This is a genomic window from Streptomyces sp. NPDC043876 (assembly GCF_056435825.1).
On the sequence record NZ_JBWKDV010000015.1, the window covers coordinates 23,540 to 36,692 of the forward strand.

10 protein-coding genes are annotated in these 13,153 nt (G+C 72.5%); all 10 read left to right on the forward strand.

The window, feature by feature from the left end; translation table 11 throughout:
• The coding region (locus AC0693_RS34315; protein WP_478803957.1) for a tetratricopeptide repeat protein at nt 1–419 on the forward strand (419 nt) is incomplete at its 5' end.
• A 325-nt stretch (nt 420–744) separates the two neighbouring features.
• Entirely contained in the window at nt 745–1,803 is a 1,059-nt protein-coding gene (locus tag AC0693_RS34320; RefSeq protein ID WP_478803958.1) for a conjugal transfer protein, read from the forward strand.
• Nucleotides 1,800–2,114: a DUF2391 family protein gene (locus tag AC0693_RS34325; RefSeq protein ID WP_478803959.1), complete on the forward strand. Its 315-nt coding sequence runs from the start codon at nt 1,800–1,802 to the stop codon at nt 2,112–2,114. The genes AC0693_RS34320 and AC0693_RS34325 overlap by 4 nt, the downstream gene beginning before the upstream one ends.
• Nucleotides 2,111–2,620, forward strand: a complete 510-nt coding sequence (locus AC0693_RS34330) for a hypothetical protein (RefSeq protein ID WP_478803960.1) — start codon at nt 2,111–2,113, stop codon at nt 2,618–2,620. The genes AC0693_RS34325 and AC0693_RS34330 overlap by 4 nt, the downstream gene beginning before the upstream one ends.
• Nucleotides 2,620–5,187 carry an ATP-binding protein gene (locus tag AC0693_RS34335; protein ID WP_478804062.1) on the forward strand — a complete coding sequence of 856 codons (2,568 nt, stop codon included), beginning with the start codon at nt 2,620–2,622 and terminating at the stop codon, nt 5,185–5,187. The genes AC0693_RS34330 and AC0693_RS34335 overlap by 1 nt, the downstream gene beginning before the upstream one ends.
• Complete coding sequence (locus AC0693_RS34340) at nt 5,184–7,679, forward strand: hypothetical protein (RefSeq protein WP_478803961.1); 2,496 nt, start codon at nt 5,184–5,186, stop codon at nt 7,677–7,679. Before AC0693_RS34335 ends, AC0693_RS34340 begins: the two co-directional genes overlap by 4 nt.
• Nucleotides 7,676–8,788 (forward strand): C40 family peptidase, encoded by a 1,113-nt coding sequence (locus tag AC0693_RS34345; RefSeq protein WP_478803962.1) that lies wholly within the window; start codon nt 7,676–7,678, stop codon nt 8,786–8,788. Before AC0693_RS34340 ends, AC0693_RS34345 begins: the two co-directional genes overlap by 4 nt.
• Nucleotides 8,785–9,402: a hypothetical protein gene (locus tag AC0693_RS34350; RefSeq protein WP_478803963.1), complete on the forward strand. Its 618-nt coding sequence runs from the start codon at nt 8,785–8,787 to the stop codon at nt 9,400–9,402. The genes AC0693_RS34345 and AC0693_RS34350 overlap by 4 nt, the downstream gene beginning before the upstream one ends.
• Nucleotides 9,387–11,957, forward strand: a complete 2,571-nt coding sequence (locus AC0693_RS34355) for an ATP/GTP-binding protein (RefSeq protein WP_478803964.1) — start codon at nt 9,387–9,389, stop codon at nt 11,955–11,957. The genes AC0693_RS34350 and AC0693_RS34355 overlap by 16 nt, the downstream gene beginning before the upstream one ends.
• Nucleotides 11,954–12,880 carry a replication-relaxation family protein gene (locus tag AC0693_RS34360; RefSeq protein ID WP_478803965.1) on the forward strand — a complete coding sequence of 309 codons (927 nt, stop codon included), beginning with the start codon at nt 11,954–11,956 and terminating at the stop codon, nt 12,878–12,880. Before AC0693_RS34355 ends, AC0693_RS34360 begins: the two co-directional genes overlap by 4 nt.
• Nucleotides 12,881–13,153: the final 273 nt, after the last annotated feature.

Below are 13,153 nucleotides of genomic sequence, written 5' to 3' on the forward strand. Positions count from 1 at the left end.
ACTGGCGGGGGGAGGCGGGGGACGCGGCCGGCGCCAGTGCCGCCTTCGAGCAGCTGCTGGAGGACCAGCTGCGAGTGCAGGGCCCCGACCACCCCAGCACCCTCGCCGCCCGGCATGATCTCGCCTACTGGCGGGGAGAGGCCGGGGACGCGGCCGGCGCCGCCAGCGCCTTCGAGCAGCTGCTCGAGGACCGGCTGCGGGTGCTTGGCCCCGACCACCCCCACACCCTCGCCGCCCGGCATGATCTCGCCTACTGGCGGGGGGAGGCGGGGGACGCGGCCGGCGCCAGTGCCGCCTTCGAGCAGCTGCTGGAGGACCAGCTGCGAGTGCAGGGCCCCGACCACCCCAACACCCTCACCACCCGGAACAACCTCGCCTACTGGCGGGGGAAGGCGGGGGACGCTGACAGTGTTCGATAACGATCGTTCGTGAGATCCAGAACCAGCCAGTGCGGGACGGCCATCGAGCGGGTGGAGACGAAGCGCTGAATAGTGCAGCAGCCGGTGAGCGGGGTGGTGAACTCCCGCCGGTGCACCCGCAAGAGCCGGTGAGTTTCTCGCCTGTAGGGCTGTGACCTGCACTGGGGAGGTTCACCACCGGGCTGGTGAGTTCACCGGTGAACTCACCACCCCAGCTGTTGTCAGCCCGTGACCCCCAAGGGCTGGTGCTGGTGAGTCGGTGGGTGAGGTGCCCGCCGTTTCGTGGAGTGCAAGCAGTTCCAGCACTCCACGAATGGGAACCTCGATGACTCCAGAACCACGCGGCAGTCTGCGCCCGGCCCCCCGAGCGCCGGCCGCCGCAAGGCCGCTGCGCCGCTCCCGTCCCGAGACCGTTGCGGTCCAGGGCGCCGTCCCGCGCGGCCTGCGCCTCGCCCGGATCGGGGTGTGGAGCGCGCTGGCCGCGGGCCCCCTTGCCCTGACCGCCGTCCTCACCGTCATGGCGGCCCCCGCCCGCACCGCCCCCGCCGCGCCCGTCCCGCACATCACCAGCGCGCCGAGCCCGGCGGCCGACCCGGCCGGTAGTGCCGCGCTGTTCGTGGACCTGTGGCTGCGAGCCGACTCCCGTACCCCTGACAGCCCCGCGGCCGCAGCCGTCCGCGCCATGGCCCCGGCCGCAGAGCTGCCCACGCGCTCGCGCGGCGAAGCGGCGCCGCCGGATGCCGTGCGGGTCCTCCCGCTGCGGACCGCCTTCACGAGCGACGGATGGACCGTCCTGGTCGCCGCCCTCACGGACACCCCGCGCCCCGCCGCATCGGCCCCCGCCCCGGTGACGTCCGCCCCCGGCAGTACTCAGGCGGTCCGGTACTTCGCGGTATCCGGGACCGGTGGCACAGGCGGCGGGCCGCTGACCGTGACCGGTTCGCCGGCCGAGGTCGCGCCGCCCGGCACGGGCCCTGCTCCCACGTCGCCTTACACGCAGCCGGTTCCTACCGGCCAGGTCCTGGCCACGACGGTGAGCGAGTTCCTGCGGACCTACCTCGGCGGAGGCCAGGGAGCAGGTCTGGAGCGCTACCTCTCCCCCGGCGCCCACCTCCAGGCCCCCACGGGCGCCGCGTACAAGCGGACCGACGTCCAGGACGTCGCGGCCGACTCCCAGCAGGCCGCCGCCAAGGACGTCCCCGGCGACGGAGTCCGGGCCCGCGTGCGGGTCCGGGTCACGGGTGAGGACCAGGCGGGCACGCGGTGGCCTTTGGTCTACCGGCTGGAGATGGTCACGCGTGCGGGCCGGTGGGAAGTCACCGCCCTGGACGCCGCCGCCCCCTCCGTGGCCCCCGTTCCTTCGGCGTCGGCAGGTGCGCGATGACGGGCACGGTGGTGCTGGCCGGGAAGCTGGACACGTTGGGCGACTCGTTGATCAAGACGGTCACCGACTGGGGTGGCGGCGCGCTGGTCGCGGCCCTGATCGTGCTCGTGCTCGTCACCATCGCCCGCCAGATGTCGATGAAGGCCGCCATCGGGGCGGTGATCGCGATGGTCATCGCGCTGGGCATCTACAAGGCGCGCGAGGGACTGTCGGATTCGGTGTCCGATGAGATCAATAACCCGGCCAACGGCGCCGGCGCCGTGGTCGTCGTGGTCGACGGGCCCCGGCCGGGCACGGGGGCGTTGCTGTGAGCGGGCCGGCGGAGGGTGTCGTCCGCTCGTACACCGGGGCGCGCAGGCACCCGTGGGTACTGGGCAAGCTCGGTGACTGGGTGGTGCCGTTCGGCCCGTACACGCCCGCGCAGTTGGTCGTCCTCGGCGGCGGGGCACTCGTGTTGATCAACACGTTTTCGTGGTGGTCGTGGGCGGGGCCGGTGCCGGTGGTGGTGTGGCTGGTGTCGGTGTGGGCGGTGCGCGGTGCGCAGATCGCCGGGCAGAACCCGTTCACCGCCCTGATGGGTGCGGTGCTGGTTTTGACCCGGCATCCTGCGGGCCGAATCGGCGGGCGGGTGGCCCGGGACCGGGCTCCGTCCTACTGGGGCGGCCGGTTCGTCATCGAAGCGGCCCCGGCCGCTGCTGCAGCGCCGGCCGCTGCCGTGGCGCCCGTTGTCATGGCGCCCGTAGCTGTGGCGTCGGGGGTGCGGGCGGCGGGGTCCGGTCTGGACCGGCTGCTCGCCGGTGCGGGGAGGGCGGCGTGATGATGCGGACTCCGATCCGGCACGTTGCCGGACACCTGCTGTGGGCGCCGTCCGGCCCGGTGTGGGCGGTGTGGCGGGTGGAGCCTCTGGCAGGGGGCTACCTCCCCGCGCAGGTGCGTCAGGAGTTGCTGGGCCGGATCACCTCGCTGGTGCGGTCGATGCCCGGCATGCAGCCGCGGGTCTTCGTGCTGGCTGCGCGGATTGACCCGGGCGAGATCGCCGAGCGCATGGTCGACGGCCTCGACTGGGAGCGCCTGCCCCAGTGGGCGGAGGTCTGTGCCGCTGGTGTCGACCTGCTGGACGGCCGGGAGATGCACGAGCGGACGGTGTGGCTGGCCGTCCCGCTGCCGGGAGCTGCAGGCGCGGCAGCCTCGGTCTTGGGGTCCATGTACGCCGAGGCCGGTGCGGCCCTTGGCCTGGCGCCCGTGCCGGTGGCGGAGAGCGAGGTGCGGGATGCGCGCGAGCAGGCCGAAAAGCTCCAGGTGTCGCTGGGCGGGGGTTTGGGCCTGCGTCCGGCGTCGCCCGCGGAGATCGTGTGGATGGTGCAGCACGCCGCACACCGGGGCCTTGAGGAACCGCTGCTCTCGGATGCGGCGGCCAGCCCCCTGTACGGGAGCCGGCTCCACGACGGACAGCTGCGTTCTCCTTCCTACGCCAACCTGGGCCAGGTGCGACTGGTCGAAGGCGGCGAGGAACAGGCCCCAGACCGTGCGCAGAGCGGTGGGCCGTGGTGGCGGAGGGCAGCGGCCGCCTCACCGCTGGGCCGGTTGTGGCTGACGACGGAGACGGAGGCCGGGACCGGCTACCAAGCCCACCTCGTGCTCACGGAGCTGCCGCCCGCCGTGGCAACGGAGGCCGCGGACGTACTGGCCCAGCTGGAGGGCCTGCCCTTTCCGGTGGACGTCAGCGTCGACCTGCGTGTCGTGGGCGCGAAGAAGGCCCGCGCCCAGGTCCAGAGCAAGAAGCGCGAACTCATCGACCAGGCCGGGCAGTACGGGGCGCAGCCCACCGGGATGCCGTACTCGCTGCCGGAGGCGGCCGGGGACCTGGAGGAACAGGACGCCCGGATGGCGCAGACCTCGGTCGAGGTGGAAGCGCAGTCGCTCACGGTCCTCACCGTTTGGGGGCCGGACGCAGCCACCTGCGACGGCCGGGCACGTGAGCTGTCCGCAGCGCTGGCCGCCGGGGACTACCGGGCGATTCGGCCGATCGGGATGCAGCAGGACCTGTTCACGCTCGGCCTGCCCGGCGGAGTGCGGGCGCCCAAGCTCCTGCAGTTCACCCAGCATCAGCTGTCGCAGGACTGGGCGGCCTGCGGGGCCTTGACGCTGCCGCGGGTCGGAGACCCGACCGGGATCCTGATCGGCCGCGACCTGGACTGCGGCACCATCCGCCCCGTACTCCTCAATCCCGCAGACGCCCCCCAGGTGAATGCATCCGCGTCCAGCGCGGTCATCGGTGACCTCGGCGCCGGCAAGAGCGTGCTCCAGAAGCTGATCACCGGGGCCGTGGTGGACCGCGGGGGAACGGCCATCGTCATTGACCGTACCCCGGTCCGCGAATGGGCCACGTTCGCACGGACCGCCATGGGACAGCGGTGCCAGATCATCGACGCCGCCCAGGCGCAGGTGTCGGTCGACCCGCTGCGCGCGTTCGGCGGTGCGGTCGGTGCGCACTACGCCCTGTCCTACCTGACACTGCAGCTGGGCGTCGGGCCGATGACGGCATCGGGCGCCGTACTTCACCACGCTGTGGAGTCGGTCAGCGCCGGGCCCGAACCCTCCATGGGCAAAGTCCTCCACACCTTGCGGCACATGGCCGAGGGAGAGGGCAGCCGGGCGGACGTCGCGGCCACGATGGCCGATCTGCTGGGCATCGTCGCGACGAACCCGCTCGCGGCAATGGTGTTCGACCCGTCGCTGCCGGTGGTCGGCCTGGCCGGTGGCCTCGGCGCGGACATGGTGGTGGTCACCACCGCGGGCCTGACTCTTCCCCCGCGCGAGGCCTTCGCCGATATGGAGGTGTTGCGTCAGCAGCCGCTGGAGGCGCTGATCGGGCGCGCGGTGCTTTACCTCCTGGCCGCCATCGCCCGTCAGGCCGCCTTCACCAACCCGGACCGGTTCTGCCTGGTATCGCTGGACGAGGTGTACTGGCTGACGTCATCGGCCGAGGGATCGGCGCTGGTCCACGAGATCCTGCACGACGGCCGCAAGCACGGCGCCGGAGTCTTCCTCGGCGCCCACACCAAGCGGGAACTGGGCCAGGACGCGGGCCTGATCGCCTACCGCTACCTCGCGCGTACCAGCGACCGCGCCAGCGCCGCCGAAGGCCTGCGGTTCCTGGGGCTCGACGGCGACGACGAGAACCTGCTGCGGCTGGTCACCACCGGTCTGTCCCCCGTCGGCCAGGCCGGACGCGAAGGCGAGATGCTGCTGCGCGACCCGCGGATGCAGGTCGGCCGGATCCAGGTCATCGTCCCCGACGTGCCACGCCTGCGCGAGGGCGTGTTCACCACCCCCGGCCGTAGCGGTGGCACGGCCGGGGCCGCGGCCGGTGGTGCCCAGTGACCGGATGGCTGCCACGACTCGACCGCGGGACCCTGCGCGCCGCCGCCTTCATCCTGCTGCTCACCGTGGTGTTCCTGGTGACCAACACCGTGGTCGCGGCGGCAGCCGACGGCACCGCCGACGGAAGCGGCGGGGGGCTCCTCGCCCCCTTCAACGTGGTCAGCTCCGAGGGCGGGCGCCTGGACGCCTACGAGCTGGACGCCGACTCCGGCGGCATGCTCGACGTCGTCTCGCAGCTCCAGGTTCTCGTGATGTCCGGCCTGTTCTCGCTGGCCCGGCTGCTGGTTGGCATGTGCTGCTGGCTGATCGGATTCGTGTTCCGTTTCCCCGTCCTGTCGCTGCTCACGGGCCCCTCGCAGCATCTCGCCGACGCCTACCAGACCCACGTCGTCGACGCCCTGGGGCTCAAGGGCATGGCCCTGGAATGGGGATTCATCTTTGGACTGATCACCTTCATGCGGGGCCGGTCCGCCAGCGGAGCCGGACAGATCGCTGCCACCCTGCTCATCGGCGCGCTGGCCGCAAGCGCCTTCGTCCGCCCCGACTACCTGCTCGGCCGCGGCGGCCCCCTCGACACCACCCACCAGGCCGCCATCGAAGTCGCGTCGATCACCACGAGCAGCTACTTCGGCACCAGCACGTCCGACCCCTGCGACCTTGTCACGGGTCCCGGTCACGACGCCTGCACAGCCGGCACCGACCAGATCGCCCGCCCGGTCCAGAACGCCCTCACCGACGCCCTCGTCGTCAAGCCGTTCATGCTGCTCCAGTACGGACGGATCCTCGACCCGAAGACCGACCCCGCCGCCTACCAAGCCCACCTCGACTGGATCAAGACCGATCCCCACAAGAAGGCCGACGCGAGCAAGGCATGCGACGACGTACCCGGGCAGGCCAAGGAAATCTGCCGCGACAAGGTCGGCTCGAAATACGCCAAAAACTTTAAGACGCTGGTCGAGGCGCTGGAGAAGGCGGGGCTAGCCGGTAAGGAGGCCGCCGCCTACGCGAAAGAGCCGAGCTGGGACCGCGCGTTTGGTGCGCTGGCGCTGCTGGTGGCCTGCCTGGTCGTCGCCTCCATGGTGGTCTCGATGGCCCTGCTCATGCTCGGCGCCCAGGGCGCCGACGCCGCCGCGGCCGGCGCCTCACCAGTGGTGTGGGTCCTCGCGATGCTCCCCGGCACCACCCGCACCCTGCTGTGGCGGTGGTTCGGCGTCCTGGTCAGCAGCGCCCTGATCACGTTCGCCACTGCCATAGGGCTCCCGCTCTTCGGGATCGCCGCCGGGGCGCTCCTCTCCGCCCCGGGCCCCGACGTGATGGTGGAACACCTGCTGCTTCTGGACGCCATGGCGGTCGCGTTCCTCGTCCTGCACAAGCGGATCGCCGGGGCCACCACGTCGCTCGGCCAGCGCATGGCGCTGCGCATGCAGTACGCCCGCCTGTCCGGCATGGGATTCCGCGGCGCCGGGCTGGCCCTGGGCATGACCGGCCACCACAGCGGCCCGCCGTTCTCGCCCGGCAGCCGCGTCCTCGCCGAGGCACGCGGTGCGCTGCGCAGCGGACTTGCTCCGGCCGCTCTGGCGCTGCGCGGCGCGCACGCCGCGCTGATCGGGCCCAAGCCCGCCACCCGCCACCCCGCCGCCCACGCGCTGCAAGCAGTACTGGGAGGCAGGGCAGGTCTCACGGGGGTGCCGCAGGGTGAGATGCAGGTCGACCAGTGGACCGGTGAGGTTCTGCACGACCCGGACACCGACCGGCCCCTGCTCGCCTCCCGCATCCACGGCAAGGCCTCCCGGCTGCGCGGCTACCGCATCGCCCATCGCCTGGGGCGGGCCGCGTACGGATCGACCGTCGGTCTGCCCCGCACCCTGCACACGGCGAAGGCACGAGCGAGCGAGTTCACCGACGATGCGCGAACCCAGCTGCGGGTCAGTGTGAACCGGGTCCGCGAGGACGCCGCCGGGTGGCAGCCCGTGGCCACCGGTGCAGTACACGCCGGACGGACCGTGGGCCAGGGCGCGGCCGCCACCGGCCGCACCGTCCGCGACGCCGCGATCGGCGCCACCATCTACACCTCCACCGCGACCAGCGGACGCGCGCCTGGCCCCCGCACCACCGCCAGCCGCCCCCTCCACCCCACCAGTACGTCGACTCCTTCCTCACCCACCGGGCCGAACACGCCGAACTCACCGGCTGCTCGCGGCCGGACCCGTACCCCGAGCCCGGGCGGGCCCGCGGCCCGACGGACGACGACGTCGCCGAGCACCCCCTGGCCCACGCCCACCCGCACACCCGGGCCCACACCGCCGCCCGCGCCCTGGCCCACGCCTACCCGCCGGCCCGGCAGCGCAGGCGGATCCGGTGGCGGCCATCCGGCCGCGAACCCGACCAGCATCGGCCCCGAGCAGGGGGCCGCGGACGCCGCGCGGCTGCGTGACGCGATGAACCGGCGGCGCCGGACCGTGCGAGGCGACCAGGAAGGACAGACCCCGTGAGAAAGCGGAAAATCGGATGCCTGGCCATCCTGCTGATGGCGGCCGCGGCATGCTGCACGGCGCCGGTCCTGATGATGGCCGCCGCTGCCGGTCAGTCCAACGGGCAAGGCCAGGTGAACGCGGCCGCGGCCGGGATCCCGGAGCGCATGCTGGCCGCCTACCTCACCGGCGCCTCCCAGGTCACCACCTACGCCCCGGACTGCAAGGGGATGCGCTGGCAGATCCTCGCCGGAATCGCCCGCGTGGAATCCGATCACGCCGCCGGTCACCAGGTCGCCGACACCGGGGACATCACCCCGCCGATCACCGGCCCGCGCCTGGACGGCTCCGGCACCGGAGGCAACACCACCGCGATCCCGGACACCGACCACGGCGCATGGGACGGCGACACCGCCTTCGAGCGTGCGGTCGGCCCGTTCCAGTTCCTCCCCGAGACCTTCCGCACCTACGGGCGGGACGCCAACGGCGACGGCGTGGTCTCCCCCCACAACGCAGATGACGAGGCCTTGGCCGCAGCGATCTACCTGTGCGGCAACGGGCGTGACCTCACCGACCGCGAGCAGCTGCGCGCCGCCGTCCACACCTACAACCTGTCCTGGGCCTACGTGGACGACGTGGTCAGCGGCATCTACCGCTACGACGCTCTGGGCAACACCCCCTCGACCGCCACGGGCAACGCGGGAACGGTCATCCAGGCCGCACTCGCGCAGATTGGTGTCCCCTACTCCTGGGGCGGCGGCGGCCCCGAAGGGCCGTCCACCGGGGTTTGCTGCTCACCCCGCGGACAGGACGGGCGCACGGTCACCGGGTTCGACTGCTCGGGCCTGACCCAATACGCCTTCGCCCAGGCCGGCATCCGCCTGCCGCGCACCGCCGCCGAGCAAGCGGGCGCCGGACAGCGCATCCCCGCTGCGGCCGGGTTCGGGGCGCTGCACCCCGGCGACCTCATCTTCTACGGGTACAGCCCCACCGCAGACTCCACCATCCACCACGTCGGGATCTACCTCGGCGACGGACAGATGATCAACGCCCCACGGCCCGGCCGCCCGGTCAGCATCGACCCCGTCACCGCGATGCCCGACTACGCCGGCGGAACGAGGCTGCTGTGAACAGCCCCTCGTGGACGGGTGGCCGACTGCTCGCCGCCGCCCTCGTCCTCACCGCCGCCGGAGCCCTGCTCTCCTACGCAGGCCTGCACCACGACCATCCCGCCCGTCAGGCCGCCCCAAGCCGAGCGGCAGCACCGGCACCGGCACGAACCTGGGACGCTCAGGCCGGTCTTGACGCACCGTCGGCCGTACCCACCATGACGGCGCTGGCTGCTTCCCCGTCGGCCATGGCGCAGACCAGCCCGCGGCCGGTGCGACCGGCGCCCGTATCGGGCAGCACCCGCGGTGAACTGCCCCCACCAGAATCCGGTCCCGAGGCCGACCCGATCATTCAGCAGGCCCTGGACCAGGCCAGCGTCCCCGATCTCCCGCCCCGGGACGAGCGCGCTCTGCTGGACGCGGGGCGCGCCGCGTGGCTGGCGGAGACGGCCCGGTACACGCGGGTGCGGATCCAGGCCGCCACCGCCCGCCGCGAGCCCAGCCCTGCGGGCAGCCCCGTGCGGGCGGTCGTGCGGCTGGTGTGGGCCGGAGCCGACCCCGCCGGGACCTTCCTCGACGGCCGCCCGGCCACCCTCACCTACGTACAGAACGGACACCAATGGACCCGCACCTGAACACCTTGGCCAGCCTGCCCGCACAGCTCCGCACCGCCACCCACGCGGTGAGCGCGGCATGGGAATGGGTGGTGATGAACTCCTGGTGGCTGGCCCTGCTTGCCGTCGTCATCTGGACCGGCTGGGAGTGCCTGCTGCAGGTGGCCGCCCGCCGGGCCCTGGCACGGCGGACATGTCTGGAGCTGGTACCGGGGCCGGGGTTCGCGCCGGACACCGAGCAGATCTGGCGCCAGGGCATGCAGCTGGTGCGCGCCGCCGGGTCCGGGCCGTGGTGGACGCCGCACCGGGCCCGGTCGGTGCGGGTACGGCTGCGCGCTGACGGAGTCAGCACCATGAGCTACCGGATCGAGGCGCCCGCCAGCGCGTACGCGCTGCTGGCGCGGACACCGTTCGGGCCGCGCGTCAATGTCCGGGGGGTTCCGCCGGTGCCGGTCACCGAGGGGCCGCATGTGGTGCGGGCAGTGCTGACCTTGCACGGTGAACCCGGCTCACGGCTTCGCCAGGTGCCCTTGGACCCCGATCCGCTGCAGCCGCTGCTGGACGCGGTCAGTGACGTGCGGGCCGACCTCGGCGACGTCGCCGAGGTCTGTGTGGACCTCTCCCCCGCTTCCCGCTGGCACCTCGCCCTGCGCCGCACGAGCGCCATGCGGCGCGACCGGGAGCGGGCCAGGCGCGAAGCGCAGCGCGATGCGCGGTGGCTGACCCGCGCGAGCGAAGACAGTTTTGGCGCGGCGGTGGGCCGGCTGTTGGATCCGCAGGGCAGCCGGGGCCGCATGGTCATGTCGCCGCAGCCACGCCGTACGGGGCGGGAGAAGGTGCTGGGCAAGCTGGAGCACGCCCCGGGGCTGGTGCGGGTGCAGATCCTCATCCGGTGCGCCTCGCAGGACGCCGAGCGCGCCCAGGCCCGGCTGGCCCGGGTTGGTGCGGCTATGGACGTCTACGCCGGTCCCTCCCGGATGACGCCGCTCGGGTGGTCGCTCGGGCCGTTGCGGGTCGGGCCGGACTGGCGGCCGTGGCGCGGCCGGTTCGATGAGCAGTGGAAGCGTGCGCTGATGCGGCCCGCGCGCGGCGGGTGGGCGCACATCGACGAACTCGCCGGATTCCTCAAGCCCGTGACCGCCGCGGCCCGCCTGCCCCTGATGGAGAAGGAGATGGCGACCTACCGGCACGGTGCGGATCTGCTGCCGCAGGGCTGGTACCGGGGCCCGGACGGCCGCGAGCGGCTGATCGCGACGCCGGAGGACGACACCCTCTTCGAGGTGCAGTCCGGGAAAGCGGGCTGGGGCAAGACGACCCGGGCCCAGGTCCAGGCAGTGGCCAGCGCCCACAACGGGCGCGGGCTCGCGTTCGTGGACCCGCACGGCGACTCCTTCGCCGATGTCGCCCCCTACCTCGCCCACGACGACCTGATCGGCCGGGTCGCACTGTTCGACCTCACCGTCCACGCCGCCACTGACAGGCTCGCCTGCTGGAACCTCCTGGACATGAGCCAGGACCGTCCGCCGCACGAGGTGTGTGCGGCAGTGGTCGAGGCGTTCGCTGGGGCCCTGGGGTGGGAGGACACCAGCGCGCCGCGCGCGCTGACCGTCCTGACCAAGGCCGTCGAGGCCCTGGTGGCCGTCAACGCCCAGGCGGTTGCCGCCCGTCAGCCGAAGGCCCAGGCGACGATTTTCCAGATCCGGCCGCTGCTCACCGACCCCGGTTTCCGCCAGGCGGTCACCGCGGTGCTGGACGGCGAGGCACAGGGCTGGTGGACGGGGACGTTCCCCGGCCTCCCGCCGGAAGGGCTGCTGACGGTCCTCAACCCTCTTGAACGGTTGGGAGCCTCGCCGGTGGTGCGCGCGTTCCTGGGGTGTCCGGTCAGCGGGTACGACATCCGGCGCGCGATGGATGACGGCCAGATTCTGTGGATCTGCCCGCCCGGCACCGGACCCACCGACCGGCTGCTGATCTCGTTGCTGGTCCACGACTTCCTGCGCGCGGGTCTCTCCCGCCGTGACCTGCCTGAGAAGAAGCGGCGCCCGTTCCGGTTCTACCTGGACGAGATGATCAGCCTGGACCACGGGACAGTGTTGGCCGAGATCACCGAGCAGCTGCGCAAGTTCGGGTGCCGCCTGCACGGGATGACCCAGCTCCTGCACCGCCTGGGCCCCGGCACGCGCGCCGCCCTCATGCAGAACGCGAGCTGCCTGTCGACCACGGCAGGGTCGGTCGAGGCCATCGCCCAGATCACCGCCCAGTGGCCCGGCGCCGCTGTCACCCCCGCCGACATCGCTGGCCTGCCCCGCTACGAGCACTACGCCAGCTTCACCATCGACGGCCAGCGCATCGGCCCCCTACCCCTGCGCGGACCCACGCTGGAAGAGGTCTTCGGCGATCCCGCCCAGCCCGACGAGGTCAAAGCCCTCTGCAAGGCCGCGCACCGCGCCACCGGCGCCCTGTCCCTCGCACAGCGCACCAAGACCGCAGCAACCCAGCAGAACCGGGTGACGGACTTCCTCGCGCCCCGCTCCGCATCCCCGGCCACCGCCACCTCAGGAGAGCAGTACGCATGACCACCACCACGACCGCGCGCCCCGCAGGCACCACCGACCCCCAGCCTGCAAGCGGGGACAGCCAGGCCCACCAGGCCATCGCGCTGATTGCCCAGCACCGGCTGCTGACCAGCGCCCAGATCCGCGCCCTGGTCGCCCCGCACCTGCCGCCCCGAAAGATCCACAAGGTACTGGCGCCACTGCGGGAGGAAGGGCTGATCACCCACACCACCCTCCCCAGCAGCATGCAAGCGCACTTCCTGACCCCGGCCGGACACCAGACGGTCGGCGACTGGCCCGAGCTGCGCGGCCGGACCCCCTCACCCATCCCCACACCGGCCGCCGCCCTGCTGCGCGCCGGACACATCCTCACCGGAGCACGCGCACACCTGGCATTCCTCACCGATGCGCGGGCCCGCGGTGATGAGTACCAGCCGCTGGACTGGGTCCCCGAGGTCACCCACCGCCTCCCCGACACCGCGGGCGAGGAACGGCTCGTCGCCGACGCCGTCTTCCACTACACCGCCACCAGCCCCCGCCGGCTCCAGTACCGGGCCTTCGTGGAAATCGACCGCGCCACCATGAGCAGCGAACGACTCGCCCGCAAACTCATCACCTACGCCCGCTTCCACAGCTACACCCCCTCGCCTACCGGGCGGCGCGGCGCGAGCCCCGACCAGGGCGCGATGCTCGCCTGGCAGCGCGTCTACCCCCGCTTCCCCCGCATTCTGTTCATCCTCACCGGCGCCTCCCGCACCTCCCTCACCCACCGCATCGCCGACCTGCGCAGCATGGCCGCCGGCCACGAACTCGTCGCCCGCATGGCCACCCGCGTCCCCCTCGGCGCCGCCATCCTCGAAGACCTCGAAGAACACGGCGCGCAGGCCCCCGTCTGGACCCCCCTGACCGGGACCGCCGAGCCGCGCGGATGGACCGCACTGTGAGCGGTCCCGGGCCCGCGCACGGAGCCGTGCCAGTCAGCGCGAGGAGAAGCGCAGACATTGACAACAGCAAAGATTGAGCCAGAAGTGCCAGTTCCGGCCACGGCTGGACACCGCCCCGTCAATCACGGTCCACCAGTCGCCCTTTGGTCGGTTTCCGCACCTCACAGCCCTGCCGTCATATGCCCCAGCATCAATCCGGGGCAAAAGCCGCCTTCGCTCAACTGCACACCAAGAACCCCATAGAACCTGCAGCGTTGACATCGTAGGGTTCCT